The following is a 23,576-nucleotide window of genomic DNA, read 5'->3' as shown; positions in this document are numbered from 1 at the left end:
GTGGGGAACCCTCAGCCCACCGGGAGAGGGGATAAGGACAACATCACATCTCGATCTCTATATCGCCTTTTGCCCGGCAGCAGCAGGGCAAAATTTCCCCTTCACTGATAAAGGCTAGCGGTTCGGTCAGCCAGTCTACCTGGCCTGCGACCAGACGGCAGCGGCAGGAGCCGCAGTAGCCTTCACGACACTGGTACTCGACTTCTACCTGATGTGCTTCAAGCGCCACCAGCAGAGAAGGGTGCTCTTCCTGGCACAACACCTCTGTACCCGAAAGGCTCAGCGTTACGCGGCTCATCAGAGCTGGAAATCGCTCAGGTCGTCGGTGTTGACTTCAGAATCAATCTGACCGACCAGGTAAGAACTCACTTCCACTTCCTGCGGCGCGACCTGCACGTTATCGGACACCAGCCAGGTGTTGATCCACGGGATTGGGTTAGAGCGCGTCTGGAACGGCAGGTCGAGACCGACGGCCTGCATGCGGATGTTGGTGATGTACTCAACGTACTGGCACAGAATGTCTTTGTTCAGGCCAATCATGGAGCCGTCGCGGAACAGGTAGTCTGCCCACTCTTTCTCCTGCTGGGCCGCCAGCACGAACAGGTCGTAGCATTCCTGTTTGCACTCTTCCGCAATTTCCGCCATCTCCGGATCGTCTGCACCGCTGCGCAGCAGGTTCAGCATATGCTGAGTCCCGGTCAGGTGCAGGGCTTCGTCACGGGCAATCAGACGGATAATTTTGGCGTTGCCTTCCATCAGTTTGCGCTCGGCAAACGCGAAGGAGCAGGCGAAGCTCACGTAGAAGCGGATCGCTTCCAGGGCGTTGACGCTCATCAGGCACAGATAGAGCTGTTTTTTCAGGGTCCGCAGGTTTACGGTGACGGTTTTACCGTTCACGTTGTGCGTACCTTCGCCCAGCAGATGCCAGTAGCTGGTCATCTCGATCAGTTCGTCATAGTAGTGTGCAATGCCTTCGGCGCGCTTCTGGATCTGTTCGTTGGTGACGATATCATCAAACACCACCGCCGGATCGTTCACGATGTTGCGGATGATGTGGGTGTAAGAGCGGGAGTGGATCGTCTCGGAGAACGCCCAGGTCTCAACCCAGGTTTCCAGCTCAGGAATCGAGATCAGCGGCAGCAGCGCCACGTTCGGACTACGACCCTGAATGGAGTCCAGCAGCGTCTGGTATTTCAGGTTGCTGAGGAAGATGTGCTTTTCGTGTTCCGGCAGCGCCTGGAAATCGATACGGTCGCGGGAAACGTCAACTTCTTCCGGACGCCAGAAGAAGGAGAGTTGCTTTTCAATCAGCTTTTCGAAGATGTCATATTTTTGCTGATCGTAGCGTGCCACGTTGACCGGCTGGCCGAAGAACATCGGCTCTTTGAGCTGGTCGTTTTTCGTCTGTGAAAAGGTGGTATATGCCATTGCGGTGAGTCCTGTGGTGTTATTTCCCCTCACCCCGGCCCTCTCCCACAGGGAGAGGGGGAAAGAGTTCCCTCTCCCTGTGGGAGAGGGTTAGGGTGAGGGAATTTATTAGATCTTACATGCGCCGCTTTCGCAGCCATCGTCCTGAATTGACGGCGCCAGGTCGTCCTGGGCGTCTTCCGCACCATCACGGGTGTTGTGATAGTACAGGGTCTTCACGCCAAATTTGTAGGCGGTGAGCAGGTCTTTCAGCAGTTGCTGCATCGGAACCTTGCCTGACGGGAAGCGCGTCGGGTCGTAGTTGGTATTGGCAGAGATCGACTGGTCGATAAACTTCTGCATGATACCCACCAGTTGCAGGTAGCCATCGTTGTTTGGCATTTCCCACAGCAGCTCGTAGTTGTTGCCCAGCGTTTCGTAATCCGGTACCACCTGACGCAGCACGCCGTCTTTCGACGCTTTGATGCTGACGTGGCCGCGCGGTGGCTCAATACCGTTGGTGGCGTTGGAGATCTGCGAAGAGGTCTCGGACGGCATTAAGGCAGAGAGCGTGGAGTTACGCAGGCCGTGAGTTTTAATGGACTCGCGCAGGCCTTCCCAGTCGAGGTGCAGCGGCTCGCTGACGATCGCATCCAGGTCTTTTTTGTAGGTGTCGATCGGCAGAATGCCTTTCGCGTAGGTGGTTTCATTGAACCACGGGCACGCGCCTTGCTCTTTCGCCAGCTCGTTGGAGGCTTTCATCAGGTAGTACTGAATGGCTTCGAACGTCTGGTGCGTCAGATTGTTGGCGCTGCCGTCGGAGTAACGCTTGCCGTTTTTCGCCAGCCAGTAGGCGAAGTTGATCACGCCGATACCTAAAGTGCGACGGCCCATTGCGCCGCGTTTTGCCGCCGGGATTGGGTAATCCTGGTAGTCCAGCAGGGCGTCGAGCGCACGAACCGCCAGCACGGCCAGCTCTTCCAGCTCGTCCAGGCTCTTAATCGCACCCAGGTTGAACGCAGAGAGCGTACACAGGGCGATTTCACCGTTTTCATCGTTCACATCGTCCAGCGGTTTGGTCGGCAGGGCGATCTCCAGGCACAGGTTGGACTGGCGCACTGGCGCAACCACCGGATCGAACGGGCTGTGGGTGTTGCAGTGGTCAACGTTCTGGATGTAGATACGGCCGGTAGAGGCACGTTCCTGCATCATCAGGGAGAACAGATCGACCGCCTTCACGCGCTGCTTGCGGATGCTGTCGTCTTTTTCGTATTTGGTGTACAGACGCTCGAATTCGTCCTGATCGGCGAAGAACGCGTCGTACAGACCCGGGACGTCGGATGGGCTGAACAGGGTGATATCTTCACCTTTCAGCAGGCGGGTGTACATCAGCTTGTTGATCTGCACGCCGTAGTCCATGTGACGCACGCGGTTGCCTTCCACGCCGCGGTTGTTCTTCAGAACCAGCAGGCTTTCCACCTCCAGGTGCCACATTGGGTAGAACAGGGTCGCAGCGCCACCGCGCACGCCGCCCTGAGAGCAGGATTTTACTGCCGTCTGGAAGTGCTTGTAGAACGGGATACAGCCGGTGTGGAACGCTTCACCGCCGCGGATCGGGCTGCCCAGCGCACGGATACGACCAGCGTTGATGCCGATACCAGCACGCTGGGAGACGTATTTTACGATGGCGCTGGAGGTCGCGTTGATGGAATCCAGGCTGTCACCACACTCGATCAGTACGCAGGAGCTGAACTGACGGGTAGGGGTACGCACGCCAGACATGATTGGCGTAGGCAGAGAAATCTTGAACGTAGAGACCGCATCGTAGAAACGCTTCACGTAGTCCAGACGGGTTTCACGTGGATAATTAGAGAACAGGCAGGCGGCCACCAGAATATAGAGGAACTGAGCGCTCTCGTAGATTTCGCCCGTCACACGGTTCTGAACCAGGTATTTGCCTTCGAGCTGCTTCACCGCCGCGTAGGAGAAGTTCATGTCGCGCCAGTGATCGATAAACCCGTTCATCTGCTCGAACTCTTCTTCCGTATAGTCTTCCAGCAGATGCGTGTCGTATTTGCCCAGCTCAACCATTTTCACTACGTGATCGTAAAGCTTTGGCGGCTCGAACTGGCCGTAGGCTTTCTTACGCAGGTGGAAAATCGCCAGACGCGCAGCGAGGTACTGATAATCCGGTGCATCGCGGGAGATCAGATCTGCCGCTGCTTTGATAATGGTTTCGTGGATATCAGACGTTTTGATGCCGTCGTAGAACTGAATGTGAGAACGCAGTTCGACCTGGGATATAGATACGTTGTTCAGTCCTTCTGCTGCCCAGTCGAGAACTCGATGGATTTTGTCCAGATTGATACGCTCGGTAGTACCGTCGCGCTTTGTCACCAGCAGACTCTGATTCATGTGGGTTTTTACCTGTCCGTGAAATAAAAAAATATCCCCCGCTTATCCACAGAACCGTCTTGTGACTAACTCTGTGGATAAATACTACATATAGGGGTTTTGCGATAAGAAGAACGCTATATGGTGAGTATTCTAGTATCGAATCTTTTCAGCACAAGGGTTGATTTTGACGTTAAATTGAGGTTGTGAAAGGGTAAAAAAGGCTAAGTCCTCGTACCGTAAGGCCTGGAAGAGATGTCAATATTCCAGAAAAAAAATTCAAAATTTGATCGAGTGCTGATTTCTTCAACGGGAGGTCAGAATTGCGCAACATGATGTCGCGCAATCTTTATAAGAATAACGAATGACGTTAGTCGTTTTTGGCGGTTGTGTGCAACATATAGTTAACATCCACGCCCGGGGCAAGTTTGAATTTATCCGTCAGAGGATTGTAGTGCAGACCCGTCATGTGCTGCTCCTTAAGCCATGTCTGGTCAACCCAGCCCAGCAGTTCGGCAGGCTTGATGAACTTCTTCACGTCGTGCGTCCCTTTCGGCACCATGCGCAGCACATATTCCGCGCCTACCACGGCCATCAGCCAGGCTTTGCCGTTGCGGTTGATGGTCGAGAAGAAGACCTGTCCACCCGGTTTCACCAGTTTTGCACAGGCGCTGACGACCGACTGCGGATCGGGAACGTGCTCCAGCATCTCCATGCAGGTCACCACGTCATACTGGTGCGCATGTTTAGCCGCGTGCTCTTCCACGGTTTCCTGGACATATTCTACCTGTACGCCGGACTCCAGCGCATGAAGACGCGCAACCTGTAGAGGTTCGAAGCCCATGTCCAGACCGGTGACGGTGGCCCCTTCGCGCGCCATGCTTTCCGCCAGGATGCCGCCGCCGCAGCCGACGTCGAGCACTTTCTTACCGAACAGACCGCCGGAACGCTCCGCGATATAGCCCAGACGTAGCGGGTTAATACGATGCAGAGGTTTGAACTCACCTTCGAGATCCCACCAGCGGGACGCCACCGCTTCAAATTTGGCAATCTCTTCGTGGTCAACGTTGTGAGCCACCGGGGATTTTTCGGCATTCATGGGCGCTTTTACTCCTTATTTAGCAAGACAAATGAGTATATCAGGCAATCCCTGTGAATAAAGCGTATAGGTTTACCTGTATCACCGCGGCTGTGTTATAATTTGCGACCTTTGAATCCGGGATACAGTAGAGGGATAGCGGTTAGATGAGCGACCTTGCGAGAGAAATTACACCGGTTAACATCGAGGAAGAGCTGAAAAGCTCCTATCTGGACTATGCGATGTCGGTCATTGTTGGCCGTGCGCTGCCGGACGTCCGCGATGGCCTTAAGCCGGTACACCGTCGCGTACTATACGCCATGAACGTATTGGGCAATGACTGGAATAAAGCCTACAAAAAATCTGCCCGTGTCGTTGGTGACGTAATCGGTAAATACCATCCCCATGGTGATTTCGCGGTGTACGACACCATTGTCCGTATGGCGCAGCCTTTCTCGCTGCGTTACATGCTGGTAGATGGTCAGGGTAACTTTGGTTCTATCGACGGCGACTCCGCCGCGGCAATGCGTTATACGGAAATCCGTCTGGCGAAGATTGCCCATGAGCTGATGGCTGACCTGGAAAAAGAGACGGTTGATTTCGTTGATAACTACGACGGCACGGAAAAAATTCCTGACGTTATGCCAACGAAGATCCCAAACCTGCTGGTGAACGGTTCGTCCGGTATCGCAGTGGGTATGGCAACCAACATTCCGCCGCACAACATCACGGAAGTGATTAACGGCTGCCTGGCCTACATCGACGATGAAGACATCAGCATTGAAGGGCTGATGGAACACATCCCGGGCCCGGACTTCCCGACGGCGGCAATCATCAACGGCCGTCGCGGTATTGAAGAAGCGTACCGTACCGGTCGCGGCAAGATTTACATCCGTGCTCGCGCCGAAGTGGAAGCGGACGCCAAAACCGGCCGTGAAACCATTATTGTTCACGAGATCCCGTATCAGGTGAACAAAGCGCGTCTGATTGAAAAAATCGCCGAGCTGGTAAAAGAAAAACGCGTTGAAGGCATCAGCGCGCTGCGCGACGAGTCTGACAAAGACGGTATGCGCATCGTGATTGAAATCAAGCGCGACGCGGTGGGTGAAGTTGTGCTGAACAACCTTTACTCCCAGACTCAGCTTCAGGTCTCCTTCGGTATCAACATGGTTGCGCTACACCATGGCCAGCCGAAGATCATGAACCTGAAAGAGATCCTGAGCGCGTTTGTGCGTCACCGCCGTGAAGTGGTGACTCGCCGTACCATCTTTGAACTGCGCAAAGCGCGCGATCGTGCCCATATCCTTGAAGCACTGGCCGTTGCGCTGGCGAACATCGACCCGATCATCGAGCTGATTCGCCGTGCGCCGACGCCGGCAGAAGCGAAGGCGTCGCTGGTTGCGCGTCCATGGGATCTGGGCAACGTGGCGGCGATGCTGGAACGTGCCGGCGATGATGCTGCGCGTCCTGAGTGGCTGGAGCCGGAATTCGGCGTGCGTGACGGTCAGTACTATCTGACTGAACAGCAGGCCCAGGCGATTCTGGATCTGCGTTTGCAGAAACTGACCGGCCTTGAGCATGAAAAACTGCTCGACGAGTACAAAGAGCTGCTGGAGCAGATTGCCGAGCTGCTGCATATCCTGGGTAGCGCAGAGCGCCTGATGGAAGTGATCCGTGAAGAGCTGGAGCTGGTTCGCGATCAGTTCGGCGACGAGCGTCGCACCGAAATCACGGCCAACAGCTCTGATATCAACATTGAAGATCTGATCAACCGCGAAGACGTGGTCGTGACGCTGTCTCACCAGGGTTACGTGAAGTATCAGCCGTTGACCGACTACGAAGCACAGCGTCGTGGCGGTAAAGGCAAATCTGCGGCGCGTATTAAAGAAGAAGACTTCATTGACCGTCTGCTGGTGGCCAATACCCACGACACGATCCTCTGCTTCTCCAGCCGGGGCCGTCTGTACTGGATGAAAGTCTATCAGCTGCCGGAAGCGAGCCGTGGCGCGCGGGGTCGACCTATCGTTAACCTGCTGCCGCTGGAAGCGAACGAACGTATCACCGCCATTCTGCCGGTACGCGAGTACGAAGAGGGCGTGAACGTCTTTATGGCAACCGCGAGCGGTACCGTGAAGAAAACCGCCCTGACCGAATTCAGCCGTCCACGTTCCGCCGGGATCATCGCGGTGAACCTGAACGAAGGCGACGAGCTGATCGGCGTGGATCTGACCTCTGGTTCTGATGAAGTGATGCTGTTCTCTGCGGCCGGTAAAGTGGTGCGCTTTAAAGAGAACGCCGTGCGCGCAATGGGTCGTACGGCGACCGGCGTGCGTGGTATCAAGCTGGCGGGTGAAGACAGCGTGGTTTCCCTGATCGTTCCGCGTGGCGAAGGCGCAATCCTGACCGTCACCCAGAACGGCTACGGTAAACGTACGGCGGAAAGCGAATACCCGACCAAGTCTCGCGGCACGCAGGGCGTTATCTCCATCAAAGTGACCGAGCGCAACGGTTCCGTTGTTGGCGCGGTACAGGTGGACGACGCGGACCAGATCATGATGATCACCGATGCCGGTACGCTGGTGCGTACCCGCGTGTCAGAGATCAGCGTGGTGGGTCGTAACACCCAGGGCGTTATCCTCATCCGTACTGCGGAAGATGAAAACGTCGTCGGTCTGCAACGCGTTGCTGAGCCGGTGGATGACGAAGAGCTCGACTCTATCGACGGCAGCGTCGCGGAAGGGGATGATGAAATCGTCCCGGAAGCGGACACCGATGATGAAGCAGCGGATGACGCTGACGAGTAACGTCTCCTGACGCATAAAGGGCCGGTTTCCGGCCCTTTTGTTTTGCGCAAGCAGACAAGTGAACGTTGCGACAAGCCGCGTTTACCGCTACCTTAACCACATTCTTTTTTCCCCGATGGCGGAGCCTCGCCCCTTTGAAATACCTCGTCTCCTTTCGTACCACGTTAAAAGTCTCTCGCTATCTGTTTCGGGCGCTTGCGCTACTGCTATGGTTGCTGGTGGCACTGCTCTCGGTGTTTTACATCGTTAACGCGTTACACCAGAAAGAAGCGGAGATCCGCCAGGAGTTTAACTTAAGCTCGGATCAGGCCCAGCGCTATATCCAGCGCACGTCTGATGTGATGAAAGAGCTTAAGTATATCGCTGAGAATCGACTGACGGCGGAGAACGGCATTCTTGCCCTCCGCGGTCGGGATGAAAAAACCGAAGTACCTGATTTCGAACCGCTCTTCCCGGACTCCGATTGTTCCGCGATGGGCAAAGCCTGGCGTGGCTCACTGGAGTCCCTGTCATGGTTTATGCGCTACTGGCGCGATAATTTTTCGGCCGCTTACGATCTAAACCGCGTCTACCTGATTGGCAACGAAAATCTTTGCATGGCGGACTTCGGTCTGCGGGATATGCCCGTCGAACGCGAAGACGCGCTGAAAAGCCTGCATGAGCGCATAGTGAAATACCGCAATGCGCCTCAGGAAGAGCGCGGGAACAACATCTTCTGGATAAGCCAGGGGCCGCGCATGGGCGTCGGCTATTTCTATGCCCTGACTCCGGTTTACCTCGGAAACCGCCTGCAAGCGCTGCTGGGGATTGAACAAACCATCCGCATGGAAAACTTCTTCACGCCGGGCAGTCTGCCGATGGGCGTGACCATTCTGGATGAGAACGGCCACCCACTCATCTCCCTTACCGGGCCTGAAAACCGCCTGAAGGTGGAGCCCAGCTGGATGCAGGAGCGGTCATGGTTTGGCTATACCTCCGGGTTCCGCGAGCTGGTGCTGAAGAAAAGTTTACCGCCATCGTCGCTGAGCATTGTCTATTCGCTGCCGGTGGACAAGGTGCTGGAGCGCATTCGCATCCTGATCCTTAACGCCATTTTGTTGAACATCGCGGTAGGCGTCGCGCTGTTTATGCTGGCGAGAATGTATGAGCGGCGGATCTTTATTCCGGCGGAAGCGGATGCTCAGCGTCTGGAGGAGCACGAGCAGTTTAACCGTAAGATTGTCGCCTCGGCGCCGGTAGGGATCTGTATCCTGCGTACTCAGGACGGGACAAATATCCTCAGTAACGAGCTTGCCCATAACTACCTGAACATGCTCACGCATGAAGACCGCCAGCGGTTAACGCAGATCATCTGTGGGCAACAGGTTAACTTTGTGGATGTGCTGACCAGCACCCACACCAACCTGCAAATCAGCTTCGTCCATTCGCGCTACCGCAATGAAAACGTGGCGATTTGCGTGCTGGTGGACGTCTCCGCGCGCGTTAAGATGGAAGAGTCATTGCAGGATATGGCGCAGGCGGCGGAGCAGGCCAGCCAGTCGAAATCGATGTTCCTCGCGACCGTCAGCCATGAGCTGCGTACGCCGCTGTACGGCATTATCGGTAACCTCGATCTTCTCCAGACCAAAGAGCTGCCGAAAGGGGTCGACCGCCTGGTGACGGCGATGAACAACTCGTCCAGCCTGCTGCTGAAAATTATCAGCGATATTCTCGACTTCTCTAAAATTGAATCCGAGCAGTTGAAAATAGAACCGCGTGAGTTCTCCCCGCGCGAGGTGATGAACCATATCAGCGCCAACTATCTGCCGCTGGTGGTGCGCAAACAGCTGGGGCTGTACTGCTTTATCGAGCCGGATGTGCCGCTGACGCTGCATGGCGATCCGATGCGTCTGCAACAGGTCATCTCGAACCTGCTAAGCAACGCCATCAAATTCACCGATATCGGCTGTATTGTGCTGCATGTCTGCCGGGCAGGGGAGTACCTGACTATTCGCGTACGCGACACGGGTGTTGGCATTCCGGCGAAAGAGGTCGTTCGCCTGTTCGATCCGTTCTTCCAGGTGGGGACGGGCGTCCAGCGTAATTTCCAGGGGACCGGGCTGGGTCTGGCGATTTGCGAGAAGCTTATCAGCATGATGGATGGGGATATCTCCGTCGATACCGAGCCGGGTATGGGCAGCCAGTTCACCATCCGTATCCCGCTCTACTCGGCACACTATCCGGTGAAAACCACGGTCGACGGGCTGAGCGAAAAGCACTGCTGGCTGGCGGTGCACAACGCCTCCTTACATGATTTCCTGACCTCGATGCTGACCAGCAGCGGCGTGCGGGTCTCACGCTATGAAGGCCAGACGCCGGACGCAGATGACATGCTGATTACTGACGTTGAGCCAGACAAGGCGTGGGCGGGGCGGGGCGTGGTGATGTTCTGCCGCCGTCATATCGGTATTCCGATTGAGCGTTCGCCCGGGGTATGGGTGCACAGTGTGGCGACACCGCACGAAATGTTGGGCTTGCTGGCGCGTATTTACAGCGTACAGCTTGAGGACAGCGATGGCGCTACCGAGCTGGCTTCCCCTGATGAGCTGGCATCGGTGAATGACGATATGATGATTCTGGTCGTCGACGATCATCCGATTAACCGTCGTCTGCTCGCAGACCAGCTTGGCTCTCTGGGCTATCAGTGTAAAACGGCCAATGATGGCGTGGATGCCCTGAATGTCTTAAGTAAGAATCATATTGATATTGTGCTCAGCGATGTGAACATGCCTAACATGGACGGCTATCGTCTGACGCAGCGTATCCGACAGCTGGGGCTGACGCTGCCGGTGGTGGGGGTGACAGCCAACGCACTGGCGGAGGAGAAGCAGCGCTGTCTGGAGTCGGGAATGGACAGCTGCCTGTCGAAGCCGGTCACGCTGGATGTACTGAAGCAGACGCTATCCGTGTATGCGGAGCGGGTGCGAAAAGCGAGACAATAAAAAAGGCCCGAAAGGGCCTTTTTTATGTGTCCGACGGCACTGCGCTTGCGCGGGCCTACGGGGTCTTTAGACCGGGTAACCGCGAGGGTCACCCGGCGTAGACAGCGATGATCAATCTTTGTCCGTTGCGCTCAGCGTCACGGAAGAGAGATAGTTCAGCAGGGCGATATCGTTATCCACACCCAGCTTCATCATCGCGGATTTTTTCTGGCTACTGATGGTTTTAATACTGCGGTTCAGTTTCTTGGCGATTTCAGTAACCAGGAAACCTTCAGCGAACAGACGCAGAACTTCACTCTCTTTAGGCGAGAGACGCTTGTCGCCATAGCCACCTGCGCTGATTTTTTCAAGCAGGCGTGAGACGCTCTCAGGCGTGAATTTCTTCCCTTTCTGTAGCGCCGCCAGCGCTTTAGGCAGATCGGTAGGTGCGCCTTGTTTCAGCACAATCCCTTCAATATCAAGATCCAGAACGGCGCTCAGGATCGCCGGGTTATTGTTCATGGTCAGAACAATGATCGAAATGTCCGGGAAGTGGCGTTTAATGTATTTGATGAGCGTAATCCCATCACCGTATTTATCCCCAGGCATGGAGAGATCGGTAATGAGCACGTGCGCATCAAGTTTAGGCAGGTTGTTAATAAGGGCTGTGGAATCTTCAAATTCACCGACTACATTCACCCACTCGATCTGTTCAAGTGATTTGCGAATACCGAACAGTACAATCGGATGGTCATCGGCAATAATTACGTTCATATTGTTCATGTATAAGGCTACCTTGCTACAGCAAGCTCTTGACGTAAGCGTCAATGTCGCTGATGTATTTTTCAATGCCAGAGGCATCTTTCTCACGAATTAGATGTTCCAGCGTTTCACATAACTGCTTGCCGGGAACCAGATTAAGCATGGCAAACACCCCTTTAAGCCGGTGTGCTGTCTGTGCCAGCGCTGCAAAATCCTGCGCAACGGACTCAGTATACAACCGCTTAACATCATCTGGTACTGTATCAACGAAGAGCGAATAATATCCGCTGGCATGGAGTTCGGCATTTTCATCGCCGCCTAACGGTGACTCCAGGATCTCTTCCTGCGCCAGATTCTCTTCAATCAGTTGTAATACAGCTTCCTGCATTGCATTGCTCATATTAAAGTTGACGCGCAGCTGCCCAGGGCCGATTTTCCGCACGCCTGGCTCATCATCGCTTAAAAGCAAGCCGGAGGCAGTAAGATTAGACGGATTATCAGTTAAAAATAGATCAAATTCTTGACTCGCGAGCCTTTCGTCCGGGGTAATGCAGGACGCGCCCCAGTTTTCCAGCTGACGAACGACGATATTACGGATCTCACTGGAGGTCACGTCCACCATCACCACCACATCATCCAGCAGACGCTCTTCATCCTCTTCCTGAGGATTCGCCGCCATTTTAACATGCAAGGAGTAGCGGGTGCCGAGGGATTCGCGCGCCTTAATGTTCAGATGACCGCCCAGCTTACGCGCCAGCTGATCGCAGAGCCAGAAGGTGAGGGCATTCGCCTTACCGTAGTGGTCGCGCTGGGTATCGTTCAGGAACGGGAAGTGCAGGTTATCGATTTCGCTCACGGTGACGCCTTCGCCCGTATCCAGAATACGGAACGTCAGACGATCGTCGGTGGACTCATCGGTGCTGACTTCAAGGGTGATCTTGCCGATCTGTGTCGTGGTGACGGCATACTGAATCAACATCATCAGGATGCGACGCAGGGCATCGCGATCGCCGTGACGCTCGTCGTTGGCCGGTAAATGGTTGTTGATCAGCAGCTGGAGCCCTTTGCGCTTGATCACCGGCAGGACTTCCGGAACCACCTCATCAATCAGATCCTGGATGGAGAAGAGCGTAGGGGTGCCCTTCCAGATGTCATTCTCCAGCATGTTCGCAAGCTGGATTTCGTCCACCAGACGAACCAGCGAGTCGGCCTGGCTGCTAAGCTGTCGGCTTTCCGGCGTGCTTAAATCAGCAATCTGCGTGGCGAGTGACTTCAGCGGCTGTTTAAAGGCATCGCCAATGTTTTGCATAAACGCCGCGCGGCCATGCTGGTTTTTCTCATACAGCCTTTGCGCCTGCTTGAGCTTTTTATTCACCAGCACTTCGCGATCCTGATCGCGGATGATGAAGATTTGCGTGCGCGAGGCGACCTGACTGCGGAACTGACGGATCTCATACAGTTCATTATTAATGGTGGCCTGAATGACGCCCTGATGCTGGTCCGCCATGGCCGTAATATTTTGCAGGTTAAGATGCGGCAGAAGGTGATCGGCAATTTTGTTGCTCATCACCGTCCGGTTTGCCTCCTGATCGTGAACAAGCACCCCAAGCGGCAGCACGGAAATAATCTCTTCATTCAGGGCACGAAGAACACGCAACTCGTTGCTGGTCCCGGCTGATACCGACGTCGAGTCGCTCTGGCGGCCCGACTGGAAACGGAAGGTGCTGTAGCCAAACAGCGCCAGCGCCAGCAGGCCGATATTCAACAGCAGCGGCAGCATAATGTTTTGCAGGGTATCAAGCATCAGGGTGCCAAAAGGCACCTGCCACACCAGCCGCATACCGGTTGAGTTGAGCGATGAGGCAATCTCAATCTTCGAGCCATTAAAGGAGATCGCTACGCTGTCCGGGCCTTCTTTATCCGACGGCGTGCGCATATTTTGGGTGCTGTTGTCTGGCTCCAGTCGGAAACTGTCCAGCGGCATATCCGGCGGGATAAGATCGTTAATTGGCAGATCGAAGGCAACCACGGTCGCCAGATGGCCCGGCTGGTTAAAGGTGGTTCGCAGCGTAAAGTAGTGGCCATTCTGCCAGGCAAGACGGCGTAATGACGAGAAACTTTCGCGCTCGTCCAGCGCGTTGGCCTGTTGCAGCATTTCTGCCCGACGGGAATCGACAATGCTGCCAACGGTGGTCTCTTTGAAGCCCGACGAGAGATCCTTAAGCGGCAGGGTCGAGATCAGGATCATGCTGTTGTCCTGACCGTTCAGGTAATACATGGACCACGGTACGGTTTCGGCGCCCCACAGGGTGTCCAGATAGGAGGAGATACGCTGCGTCATCTCAAGCGTTGCGCTGTCATGCGAGCCGAAAATCAGGGCTTCCGTCTTGCGCTGCGGTTTTTCAAGGTAATACACATCCTGCTTAAGGCGCGTTTCCTGCAACCCTTCGCCTGATGAGGTGGCAGGTGCGGCGGCGATATTGTCGTAGATTTGCCAGGTCGCGTAGCGCCACGTATCAATGCGCTTATGCACCGCATGGGTGATATCGACAATTTGATAGCTTTTATCTTTAAGCCAGGTATTCACGGCGCTCTGAACCATCACTCCCATTGTGACTAACAGCACAACGATCAACAGAAGAAAGAAACGGGTGATGCTGCCCGGTAGAAGGGAGAATTTGCTCGGGGCGGTAGTTTCAGTCTGACTCATCGATGTGTTTAACCCGTAATGGCCGCGCGGTAATGGGATAGGGCAGTATAAAGGGTAATAACTGAATTTCCAGCGTCGTTATCGGTATGACCTTGACTTTTTATCTGTCGCAACCCGCTTCAACGTCATCCGTGTGAAAGATGTACAAAACCCAGTGAAATGTACAAATATGCTGTTACAACGGCAGTAAAATAGCACGAATTAACAAGAAATTAATTTTGAAAGTGAAAAGGAAAATCTGTAATCGCCGGGCGATGGATTTAGTTAATAGTCGTTATCATTACAGACGGGTAGCACATAAAATGTCTGTTGACGTAAAGAAAGGTAAAAAAAAACCGAATGCGGAGCATCCGGTTCAATTAGGGATAAACAGACATTCAGAACTGAATGACGGTAATAAATAAAGTTAATGATGATAGCGAGGGTTATTTTAGTGGTGTTGACGGGAATTTTTTTGTCATTCAGTGCTGTACTCTTTTTTAAGTTAGTCTTTTGAATTTTATAGGATATATTTTTGTTTTGATTATCCGAGCTATATTTTTAAACTTTTGATGCTTTGTGAAAGTTCCTTGAAATTTACATATTGAAACATCTTGATGGTAAAGTGAAACATCTTCAAAGTTTTCGTATCATATTCCTGTTGGATTATTCTGCATTTTTGAGGAGAATGAACTTGCCGACTGGTTAAGAGGGTTGACCAGTAAGCAGTGGTAAATAATAAGGCATATAACAGAGGGTTAATAAAATGAAAGTTAAAGTACTGTCCCTCCTGGTACCAGCTCTGCTGGTGGCAGGCGCAGCAAATGCGGCTGAAATTTATAACAAAGACGGCAACAAATTAGATCTGTACGGTAAAGTGGATGGCCTGCACTATTTCTCTGATGACGACAGTGCAGACGGCGACCAGACCTACATGCGTCTGGGCTTCAAAGGCGAAACTCAGGTTAACGACCAGCTGACCGGTTACGGCCAGTGGGAATACCAGATCCAGGGTAACTCTGGTGAGAACGAAAACAACTCATGGACGCGTGTGGCGTTCGCAGGTCTGAAATTCGCTGATGCGGGTTCATTCGACTACGGTCGTAACTACGGCGTTGTTTACGATGTGACTTCCTGGACCGACGTTCTGCCGGAGTTCGGCGGCGATACCTACGGTTCTGACAACTTCATGCAGCAGCGTGGTAACGGCTTCGCGACCTACCGTAACCAGGACTTCTTCGGTCTGGTTGATGGTCTGAACTTCGCGTTGCAGTACCAGGGTAAAAACGGCAGCCCAAGCGGCGAAGGCCAGACCAACAACGGTCGTGACGCGCTGCGTCAGAACGGTGACGGCTACGGCGGCTCTCTGACTTACGATCTGGGCGAAGGCTTCGCACTCGGTACGGCAGTCACCAGTTCTAAACGTACTGCTGACCAGAACGCTGCGGGCTACTACGGTGAAGGCGATCGCGCAGAGACCTACACCGGTGGTCTGAAATACGACGCGAACAACATCTACCTGGCTGCACAGTATACTCAGACTTACAACGCGACCCGCGTTGGCGATCAGGGCTGGGCTAACAAAGCACAGAACTTCGAAGTGGTTGCTCAGTATCAGTTCGACTTCGGCCTGCGTCCATCCGTGGCTTACCTGCAGTCTAAAGGTAAAGACATCGAAAACTATGGCGATCAGGATATCCTGAAGTATGTTGACGTGGGTGCGACTTACTACTTCAACAAAAACATGTCCACCTATGTTGATTACAAAATCAATCTGCTGGATGAAAATGACTTCACCCGTCAGACAGGTATCGGTACTGACGATATCGTCGCGCTGGGTCTGGTTTACCAGTTCTAATTGCTCATACAGCGACAAAGGGGCCATCAGGCCCCTTTTTTCATGCTTTTTTAGGGTCTTACAAATACGCTGTTTTAGTGTACTCTTGCCGCCCTGGCATGAGGATAATAACCAATGGATATGACTTTTTTACGCGCCAGCGTTCTGGCGACTTTTTTACTCCTGACCGCGTGTGACTCTTCTACACAGCCCGCAAAAATCGACGCACCCGCCGCGACGGTGCTGGAAGGGAAAACCATGGGGACCTTCTGGCGCGTCAGCGTGATGGATATTGATAAGTCCCGCGCTGAAGAACTACGCGGTAAAATTCAGGCGCAGCTGGATGCCGACGATCAGCTACTCTCTACCTATAAAAATGACTCAGCGCTGATGCGTTTCAATCGCTCCAGCAGCACCTCGCTGTGGCCGGTGAGCGAAGCAATGGCCGATATCGTCACGGAAGCCATGCGCGTGGGCTACAAAACCAACGGCGCAATGGATGTGACCGTTGGGCCGCTGGTGAACCTGTGGGGATTTGGCCCCAACAAGCAGCCGGTGACCACACCCGATCAAGCCGCCATCGACGACGCCCGCGCGCGTACAGGGTTACAGCATCTGGCGGTGATCTCCCAGTACGGTCAGCAATACCTGCAAAAAGACATTCCCGACCTGTTTGTGGATCTCTCCACGGTAGGCGAGGGGTATGCTGCGGATCATCTCGCGGCCCTGATGGCGCAGGAAGGTATTCCCCGTTATCTGGTTTCCGTCGGGGGCGCGCTCGTCAGCCGGGGCATGAACGCCAGCGGCAGGCCGTGGCGAGTGGCCATCCAAAAACCAACCGATCAGCAGAACGCGGTGCAGGCGATTGTCGACATCAACGGGCACGGTATCAGCACCTCCGGAAGCTACCGCAACTATTACGAGCTGGATGACAAACGTATCTCGCATGTGATTGATCCGCAAACCGGACGCCCGATTACCCACAACCTGGTGTCCGTGACGGTGATAGCGCCAACTGCGCTGGAAGCCGACGCCTGGGATACCGGATTGATGGTGCTCGGCACGGAGAAGGCCAAAGAGGTGGTGCGTCAGGAAGGGCTGGCCGTCTATATGATCACCAAAGAGGCTGACGGGTTTAAAACCTGGAGTTCACCGCAGTTCAACAGCTTCCTGGTGAGCGAAAAAAATTAAAAAGCAAGGTTGCGGGTTTTTGTTCGGTGGCGTTCAGGCAAGCTGAGCGTATGCTTGTAAGAGGAGCCGATGATGAAAAACACAACCTATCTTACCGATGAGGATCGCTGGCAGGCTGTTCTGGCCCGCGATCCGCGTGCGGATAACCAGTTTGTCTTTGCCGTGCAGACGACCGGCATTTATTGTCGTCCGTCCTGCCGTGCCCGCCACGCGCTGCGTAAAAATGTCTGCTTTTATCCTGATGCTCACCAGGCCGCGCAGGCGGGTTTCCGCCCCTGTAAGCGCTGTAGGCCGGACCAGGTCGACCCTATGGCGCAGAAAAAGGCCAACGTTGCGCTGGCCTGCCGACTGCTTGAGCAGGATGCCGCGCTGAACCTGGAGGCCCTGGCGCAGCAGGTTGGCATGAGTCCGTTCCATTTCCACCGCTTGTTTAAATCCGTCACCGGCATGACGCCGAAAGCATGGCAGCAGGCCGCGCGTGAACAACGCCTGCGTAGCCTGCTTGCACAGGGCGGTAAAATCACCGACGCCGTACTGGCCGCTGGCTTCCCGGACGGCAGCAGCTACTACCGTAAAGCCAACGGCGCGCTGGGCATGACGGCGAAACAGTACCGTAACGGAGAGGCTGCGGTCCGCTATGCCATCAGCGACTGCTCGCTGGGCCACTGTCTGGTGGCGGAAAGCGAGCGCGGGATCTGCGCAATACTGCTGGGTGATGACGACGCCGGGCTGACGGCTGAGCTGCTGTCACTGTTTCCGCTTGCCGTCCGCGAACCGATGGAAGGCGCATTTGCCGGGCGTGTTCGTCAGGTGATTGCCTCTGTCGACAGCCGCGCGACGCCGTTGACGTTACCGCTGGATATCCGGGGTACCGCTTTCCAGCAGCAGGTCTGGCAGGCGCTGCGGGCTATCCCCTGCGGTGAAACGGCGAGCTATCAGCAGGTGGCGAAGGCCATTGGTAAACCCAATGCCGTACGTGCCGTGGCGGGGGCCTGCGGAGCCAACAAACTGGCGATAGTTATCCCCTGTCACCGCGTGGTGCGTAACGACGGTGCGCTGTCGGGTTATCGCTGGGGCGCAGCGCGTAAGGTGCTATTGTTGAAACGTGAGGCGAACAACCCGGAGGGATAATGCTCGATCTTTTTGCTGATGCTGAACCCTGGCAGGAGCCGCTCGCGCCGGGGGCGACGATCCTGAGACGTTTTGCGCTTTCCCGCGCGGCGGCGCTGTTCGACGGTATTGATACCGTCACCGCCCGTTCGCCGTTTCGCCATATGGTCACGCCGGGCGGGTATACCATGTCCGTGGCGATGACCAACTGCGGCGAACTGGGATGGGCGACGAATGAGCGGGGCTATGTATATGCCGCGAACGACCCGCTGACGGATAGGCCGTGGCCGCCGATGCCGGAGGCGTTTCAGGCGCTGTGTCACGATGCCGCCGTCGCGGCCGGCTATCCTGATTTTCGTCCCGATGCCTGTCTGATCAACCGCTATGCCGTCGGGGCAAAGCTCTCCCTGCATCAGGATAAGGACGAGCCTGACCTGCGCGCGCCGATTGTGTCGGTATCCCTTGGGCTGCCCGCTGTCTTTCAGTTTGGCGGCCTGCGGCGCAACGACCCGCTTAAACGGCTGATGCTGGAGCATGGCGATGTGGTGGTCTGGGGCGGTGAATCACGGCTTTTTTATCACGGTATTCAGCCGCTTAAAAATGGCGATCACCCGGTGGCGGGGGCGTTTCGCTACAACCTCACGTTCCGCCAGGCAGCGTACAGAGAATAAAAATAAGAATTATTCTTGATGTGTGTGAAAGGCAGTTTACACTGCTGGCTGATTTTTCTTGTCCGGATTGCTCTGCATGCAACTACTTCTTCTTGTCTGGCGGCAGTATCGCTGGCCTTTTATCGCGGTGATGGCGCTAAGCCTTGCCAGCGCGGCGCTGGGGATCGGCCTGATTGCCTTCATTAACGTGCGTTTGATCGAAATGGTCGACACGTCACTCTCCGTCCTGCCGGAATTTCTGGGTTTACTGCTGCTGCTGATGGCAGTCACGCTCGGGTCACAGCTGGCGCTGACCGCGCTCGGCCACCACTTCGTTTTCCGTCTGCGCAGCGAGTTCATCAAACGGATCCTTGATACTCAAGTGGAACGCATCGAACAGCTGGGAAGTGCTTCTCTGCTGGCGGGGCTGACCAGCGATGTGCGCGCCATTACCATCGCCTTTGTGCGCCTGCCGGAGCTGGTGCAGGGGATCATCCTGACCTTTGGCTCGGCAGCCTATCTCGCCTGGCTCTCCAGCAAAATGCTGGCGGTAACGGCGCTGTGGATTGTTATTACCATCTGGGGCGGGTTCCTGCTGGTATCACGCGTCTATAAGCACATGGCGGTGCTGCGCGAAACGGAAGACAAGCTCTATAACGATTATCAGACAGTGCTGGAAGGGCGCAAAGAGCTGACGCTGAACCGCGAGCGCGCCGAACATATCTTCAACCATCTCTATATCCCGGATGCGCACGAATATCGTCATCACATTATTCGCGCCGATACGTTCCACCTGAGCGCCGTGAACTGGTCCAATATCATGATGCTGGGTGCCATTGGCCTGGTGTTCTGGATGGCGAACAGCCTGGGGTGGGCGGATACCAACGTGGCGGCAACGTACTCCCTGACGCTGCTGTTTTTACGCACGCCGCTGCTGTCGGCCGTTGGCGCACTGCCGACGCTGCTGAGCGCACAGGTGGCCTTCAACAAGCTGAAGAAGTTCGACCTTGCGCCGTTTAAGGCTGAGTTCCCGCGCCCGCAGGCCTTCCCGAACTGGCAAACGCTTGAGCTGCGTAACGTGACCTTCCGCTATCAGGATAACGCCTTCTCCGTGGGGCCGATAAATCTGATCATTCACCGCGGCGAACTGCTGTTCCTGATCGGCGGTAACGGCAGCGGCAAATCCACGCTGGCGATGCTGCTGACGGGCCTCTACCAGCCGCAATCAGGCGAAATTTTGCTGGATGGCAAAGCGCTGAGCGCGGAGAAACCGGAGGACTACCGCAAGCTCTTTTCGGCGGTATTTACCGACGTCTGGCTGTTCGACCGGCTGCTGGGCCCGGAAGGGCAGCAGGCGGATCCGGCGCTGGTGGAGAAGTGGCTTGCGCATCTGCAAATGTCACACAAGCTGGAGCTACAGGATGGCAAAATCCTGAATCTCAAGCTGTCGAAAGGGCAGAAGAAGCGCGTGGCGCTGCTGCTGGCGCTGGCCGAAGAGCGCGACATCATCCTGCTGGATGAATGGGCCGCCGATCAGGACCCGCACTTCCGTCGCGAGTTTTATCAGGTCCTGCTGCCGCTGATGCAGGCGATGGGGAAAACCATTTTTGCCATCAGCCATGACGATCACTACTTCATTCACGCCGACCGTCTTTTGGAGATGCGCGACGGCAAACTGAGCGAGCTGACCGGCGATGAGCGCGATGCGGCGTCACGGGACGCGGTGGCGCGCACGGCCTGATTGCAATTGTGCCGGGTGGCCCCCGGCACACTCATTTTTCATATATGCCGTTTTTTTCTCCATCCCGACCCGCCGTTTATTCTTATTTACATATCCCCGCGCTATGCTTAACGCCAACTCATTTAATGGATTTATGATTGATGTCGGTATTAAAGAAAAACAGCGCCAGGCAGCGTGACCAGGAGCGTGCGCGGCTCATCTGGCTCCTGACGACCGATAAAGCGGTCACGTCAACGTTATTGGGTAAGCTAACCCTGGCTGAGCAATATGATGTCGGCACGCTGGCCGACGATATTGCTGAGGTAGGTGCGCTGGTTGCACATTTACCACCTCCGGATCTGGCGGACACCCTGGAGGCATTGCCTTCCGAGGAGCGCCACGCCCTGTGGCGGCTGGTGCAGGATCACGAGCGCGGTCAGGTGCTGCTTGAAGCCTCGGAAAACGTCTGGGATGACCTTATCGATGAGATGAGCGACCGGGACATCCTCGACGCCCTGCAAACGCTGGATATCGATGAGCAGATTTACCTCGTTCAGCATCTTCCGCGCAACCTGACCGGACGCCTGCTGGCTTCCCTGCCTGCCGAGGAGCGGGCGCGCGTGCGTCAGGTGATGCACTACGAGAAAAACAGCGTCGGCGCGATCATGGAGTTTGGCGTCATCACCGTGCGTCCGGACGTCACCCTGGGTACGGTGCAGCGCTATCTTCGTCGCTTGGGCAGTATGCCGGACAACACCGATAAACTGTTCGTCACCTCGCGGGATAAGACCCTGCTCGGGGAGCTGGAGCTTAAAACGATCCTGCTGAACAGCACCCAGCAGCGGGTAAGTGAGGTCATGGAAACCGAGCCGATGGTCTTCTCGCCGGAAGACGATGCCGAAAAAGCCGCGCGTACCTTCGAACGTGATGACCTGGTGAGCGCGGCGGTGGTGGATTCGGTGGGCAAGCTGATGGGGCGTCTGACCATTGATGAGATCGTTGACGTGGTCTATGAAGAGACCGATAACGACCTGCGTGCCCTTGGCGGTATCAGTGCCGAAGACGATGTTCATGCCTCCGTCGGCAAGGCCGTCAAAACCCGCTGGGCGTGGCTCGCCATCAATTTATGCACCGCGTTCGTGGCGTCCCGCGTTATTGACGGCTTCGAACATACCATTTCCCAGCTGGTGGCCCTGGCGTCGTTGATGCCGATTGTGGCGGGGATCGGCGGGAACACCGGCAACCAGACAATCACCATGATCGTTCGCGCCCTGGCGCTGGAAAACATTCAGCCGGGTAATTTTTCGTGGCTGATTTTCAGGGAGATGGGCGTCGCGCTGATTAACGGCCTTGTCTGGGGCGGCATCATGGGCGGCATTACCTGGTGGCTGTACGATGATATGGCGCTGGGCGGGGTCATGATGCTGGCGATGGTGCTGAACCTGCTGGTGGCGGCGATGATGGGCGTGATTATCCCATTAACGATGACCCGGCTGGGGCGCGACCCCGCGGTGGGGTCGAGCGTGATGATCACCGCCATTACCGATACCGGCGGTTTCTTTATTTTTCTTGGACTGGCGACGATTTTTCTTCTGTAGCCAGCGCTTTTTGCTTCAGCCGGGCAGGGAGGATGAACATCATCACAATCCCGCCCAGCACGCCAATCGCCAGGTTGCCGGTGGAAACCGTTGCCACAACCGTCACCAGCATCACGACGGTTTCAGCCACCGGCGCGTTTTTCAGCGTTCCGGGCTGAACGCTATGCCAGCTAAAGGTCTTGACGGCCACAATGGCCATAATACCCGCCAGTACCGCCATCGGGATTTTGGCCATCACCTCGCTGAGCGCCGTAACCAGCACAAGCAGTACGATACCCGCCGCAAGGGTGGAGATACGGCTTCTGCCTTTCCCCATCTCCACGTTAACGATGGTCTGCCCAATCATCGCGCAGCCCGCAATGCCGCCGTAGAACCCGGCCATAATATTCCCCACGCCCAGACCGATGCTCTCGCGGCGCTTGCTTGAAGGGGTAACGGTCAGTTCATCCACCAGTTTTGCCGTCAGCAAGGATTCCAGCAGGCCAACAAAAGCGATACTTAGCGCACACGGCCAGATAATGCTCAGGGTTTCCAGATTGAGCGGCACCAGCAGTTGCGTAAAGCCCGGCAAACCGCCGCTCATGGAGCCTTCATCCCCTACCGTTGGCAGGATTTGCCCGCTGGTGACGGTGAACAAAGTCAGCAGCACAATGGCAATCAGTGGGGAGGGTACGCTTTTAATATAGCGTGGCACCCACAGCACAATCAGCAGCGTCAGCACGAACAGGCCCACTATCAGCGGGCTTCGGCTCCAGAAATGGGGCACCTGGGCAAAGAAAATCAAAATGCCAAGGGCGTTAACAAACCCGGTCATCACCGACTGGGGAATAAAGCGCATCAGCCGCGCCATTCCCAGCGCGCCGAACAGGATCTGAATCACGCCAGCCATCACCACCGCGGGCAGAATGTACTGTACGCCGTGTTGATGGACCATCGGGCCAATCACCAGCGCGACGGAACCGGCCGCCGCCGTCACCATGGCCGGACGCCCGCCGAGCAGGGAAAGGGCGAAACAGAGCACCACGGAGGCGATAAGGCTCACTTTCGGATCCACGCCCGCGACCACGGAAAACGAAATCACTTCCGGGATCAGCGCCAGCGCGGTAATCACGCCGGCCAGGGTTTCGCGCATCAGACGTTGAGGCGAACGTAAAACGGTGGCGACATGGCCTTCTTGGGGTACAGACGAGTGAGGTAATGACATAACAATTCGCTGGTAGGGGCAGGCTTCCGTGCGCGCGATCACAAAGTGCAGCATCATAGCCAGGAAAATCGTCGGGTGCCAGCCTGTATGCCAAAACCCTACAAACAATCCATCATTAAATTTCACAATTACAATAATTTCGTAACCTTTAAACAATATTTAAAAGTTGCTA

Annotated in this window: 15 protein-coding genes; 8 read left to right on the top strand and 7 right to left on the bottom strand. The window is 55.4% G+C overall.

The window, feature by feature from the left end:
- Positions 1-43: 43 nt before the first annotated feature.
- The 4 genes from yfaE to ubiG all read right to left on the bottom strand — a co-directional run bounded on the left by yfaE (position 44) and on the right by ubiG (position 4,900).
- Positions 44-298, bottom strand: a complete 255-nt coding sequence (yfaE, locus tag CKK19_RS03605) for a class I ribonucleotide reductase maintenance protein YfaE (RefSeq protein ID WP_003859419.1) — start codon at positions 296-298, stop codon at positions 44-46.
- Positions 298-1,428 (bottom strand): class Ia ribonucleoside-diphosphate reductase subunit beta, encoded by a 1,131-nt coding sequence (nrdB, locus tag CKK19_RS03600; RefSeq protein ID WP_022648802.1) that lies wholly within the window; start codon positions 1,426-1,428, stop codon positions 298-300. The genes yfaE and nrdB overlap by 1 nt, the downstream gene beginning before the upstream one ends.
- Before the next feature lie 108 nt (positions 1,429-1,536).
- On the bottom strand, positions 1,537-3,822 hold the full coding sequence (nrdA, locus tag CKK19_RS03595) for a class 1a ribonucleoside-diphosphate reductase subunit alpha (protein WP_023300610.1): 2,286 nt from the start codon (positions 3,820-3,822) through the stop codon (positions 1,537-1,539).
- A 349-nt stretch (positions 3,823-4,171) separates the two neighbouring features.
- Complete coding sequence (gene ubiG / locus CKK19_RS03590) at positions 4,172-4,900, bottom strand: bifunctional 2-polyprenyl-6-hydroxyphenol methylase/3-demethylubiquinol 3-O-methyltransferase UbiG (RefSeq protein ID WP_006811346.1); 729 nt, start codon at positions 4,898-4,900, stop codon at positions 4,172-4,174.
- Between the two features lie 146 nt (positions 4,901-5,046).
- Here ubiG and gyrA point away from each other — a divergent pair, with 146 nt between their 5' ends.
- Together gyrA and rcsC are read left to right on the top strand one after the other, a co-directional pair.
- Complete coding sequence (gene gyrA / locus CKK19_RS03585; protein WP_032623886.1) at positions 5,047-7,683, top strand: DNA topoisomerase (ATP-hydrolyzing) subunit A; 2,637 nt, start codon at positions 5,047-5,049, stop codon at positions 7,681-7,683.
- A 134-nt stretch (positions 7,684-7,817) separates the two neighbouring features.
- Entirely contained in the window at positions 7,818-10,664 is a 2,847-nt protein-coding gene (gene rcsC, locus CKK19_RS03580; protein WP_180257119.1) for a two-component system sensor histidine kinase RcsC, read from the top strand.
- Between the two features lie 111 nt (positions 10,665-10,775).
- Here rcsC and rcsB read toward each other — a convergent pair whose 3' ends face one another.
- Together rcsB and rcsD are read right to left on the bottom strand one after the other, a co-directional pair.
- Positions 10,776-11,426 carry a response regulator transcription factor RcsB gene (gene rcsB, locus CKK19_RS03575; protein WP_003859405.1) on the bottom strand — a complete coding sequence of 217 codons (651 nt, stop codon included), beginning with the start codon at positions 11,424-11,426 and terminating at the stop codon, positions 10,776-10,778.
- Positions 11,427-11,442: 16 nt separating this feature from the next.
- The gene (rcsD, locus tag CKK19_RS03570) at positions 11,443-14,115 is read right to left on the bottom strand and encodes a phosphotransferase RcsD (protein WP_063844523.1); all 2,673 of its coding nucleotides are present in this window, start codon (positions 14,113-14,115) and stop codon (positions 11,443-11,445) included.
- Positions 14,116-14,860: 745 nt separating this feature from the next.
- Here rcsD and CKK19_RS03565 point away from each other — a divergent pair.
- From CKK19_RS03565 to mgtE, 6 genes are all read left to right on the top strand, one after another.
- Positions 14,861-15,952, top strand: a complete 1,092-nt coding sequence (locus CKK19_RS03565) for a porin OmpC (RefSeq protein WP_023306624.1) — start codon at positions 14,861-14,863, stop codon at positions 15,950-15,952.
- Positions 15,953-16,066: 114 nt separating this feature from the next.
- Complete coding sequence (apbE, locus tag CKK19_RS03560; RefSeq protein WP_063853868.1) at positions 16,067-17,122, top strand: FAD:protein FMN transferase ApbE; 1,056 nt, start codon at positions 16,067-16,069, stop codon at positions 17,120-17,122.
- Between the two features lie 72 nt (positions 17,123-17,194).
- On the top strand, positions 17,195-18,253 hold the full coding sequence (gene ada / locus CKK19_RS03555; protein WP_023300604.1) for a bifunctional DNA-binding transcriptional regulator/O6-methylguanine-DNA methyltransferase Ada: 1,059 nt from the start codon (positions 17,195-17,197) through the stop codon (positions 18,251-18,253).
- Positions 18,253-18,903 (top strand): DNA oxidative demethylase AlkB, encoded by a 651-nt coding sequence (gene alkB / locus CKK19_RS03550; RefSeq protein ID WP_023300603.1) that lies wholly within the window; start codon positions 18,253-18,255, stop codon positions 18,901-18,903. The genes ada and alkB overlap by 1 nt, the downstream gene beginning before the upstream one ends.
- A 76-nt stretch (positions 18,904-18,979) precedes the next feature.
- The gene (locus CKK19_RS03545; protein ID WP_063853867.1) at positions 18,980-20,623 is read left to right on the top strand and encodes a multidrug ABC transporter permease/ATP-binding protein; all 1,644 of its coding nucleotides are present in this window, start codon (positions 18,980-18,982) and stop codon (positions 20,621-20,623) included.
- A gap of 140 nt (positions 20,624-20,763) precedes the next feature.
- The gene (mgtE, locus tag CKK19_RS03540; protein WP_006811337.1) at positions 20,764-22,200 is read left to right on the top strand and encodes a magnesium transporter; all 1,437 of its coding nucleotides are present in this window, start codon (positions 20,764-20,766) and stop codon (positions 22,198-22,200) included.
- Here mgtE and CKK19_RS03535 read toward each other — a convergent pair.
- Complete coding sequence (locus CKK19_RS03535) at positions 22,163-23,458, bottom strand: SulP family inorganic anion transporter (RefSeq protein WP_045308675.1); 1,296 nt, start codon at positions 23,456-23,458, stop codon at positions 22,163-22,165. The genes mgtE and CKK19_RS03535 overlap by 38 nt on opposite strands.
- Positions 23,459-23,576: the final 118 nt, after the last annotated feature.

The organism is Enterobacter sp. CCUG 70166 (assembly GCF_020224095.1).
In the GTDB taxonomy this organism is placed as follows: Bacteria; Pseudomonadota; Gammaproteobacteria; order Enterobacterales; family Enterobacteriaceae; genus Enterobacter; species Enterobacter intestinihominis.
Note: the sequence above shows the minus strand (reverse complement) of the source record. Positions and strands in the feature narration are given on the sequence as shown.

Bases quoted from the DNA above. Each gene is read 5' to 3' on its own strand.
- rcsD (WP_063844523.1), bottom strand. From the start codon at position 14,115: ATGAGTCAGACTGAAACTACCGCCCCGAGCAAATTCTCCCTTCTACCG.
- mgtE (WP_006811337.1), top strand. From the start codon at position 20,764: ATGTCGGTATTAAAGAAAAACAGCGCCAGGCAGCGTGACCAGGAGCGT.
- ada (WP_023300604.1), top strand. From the start codon at position 17,195: ATGAAAAACACAACCTATCTTACCGATGAGGATCGCTGGCAGGCTGTT.
- CKK19_RS03545 (WP_063853867.1), top strand. From the start codon at position 18,980: ATGCAACTACTTCTTCTTGTCTGGCGGCAGTATCGCTGGCCTTTTATC.
- yfaE (WP_003859419.1), bottom strand. From the start codon at position 298: ATGAGCCGCGTAACGCTGAGCCTTTCGGGTACAGAGGTGTTGTGCCAG.
- CKK19_RS03565 (WP_023306624.1), top strand. From the start codon at position 14,861: ATGAAAGTTAAAGTACTGTCCCTCCTGGTACCAGCTCTGCTGGTGGCA.
- CKK19_RS03535 (WP_045308675.1), bottom strand. From the start codon at position 23,458: ATGCTGCACTTTGTGATCGCGCGCACGGAAGCCTGCCCCTACCAGCGA.
- ubiG (WP_006811346.1), bottom strand. From the start codon at position 4,900: ATGAATGCCGAAAAATCCCCGGTGGCTCACAACGTTGACCACGAAGAG.
- alkB (WP_023300603.1), top strand. From the start codon at position 18,253: ATGCTCGATCTTTTTGCTGATGCTGAACCCTGGCAGGAGCCGCTCGCG.
- nrdB (WP_022648802.1), bottom strand. From the start codon at position 1,428: ATGGCATATACCACCTTTTCACAGACGAAAAACGACCAGCTCAAAGAG.
- apbE (WP_063853868.1), top strand. From the start codon at position 16,067: ATGGATATGACTTTTTTACGCGCCAGCGTTCTGGCGACTTTTTTACTC.
- nrdA (WP_023300610.1), bottom strand. From the start codon at position 3,822: ATGAATCAGAGTCTGCTGGTGACAAAGCGCGACGGTACTACCGAGCGT.
- rcsB (WP_003859405.1), bottom strand. From the start codon at position 11,426: ATGAACAATATGAACGTAATTATTGCCGATGACCATCCGATTGTACTG.
- gyrA (WP_032623886.1), top strand. From the start codon at position 5,047: ATGAGCGACCTTGCGAGAGAAATTACACCGGTTAACATCGAGGAAGAG.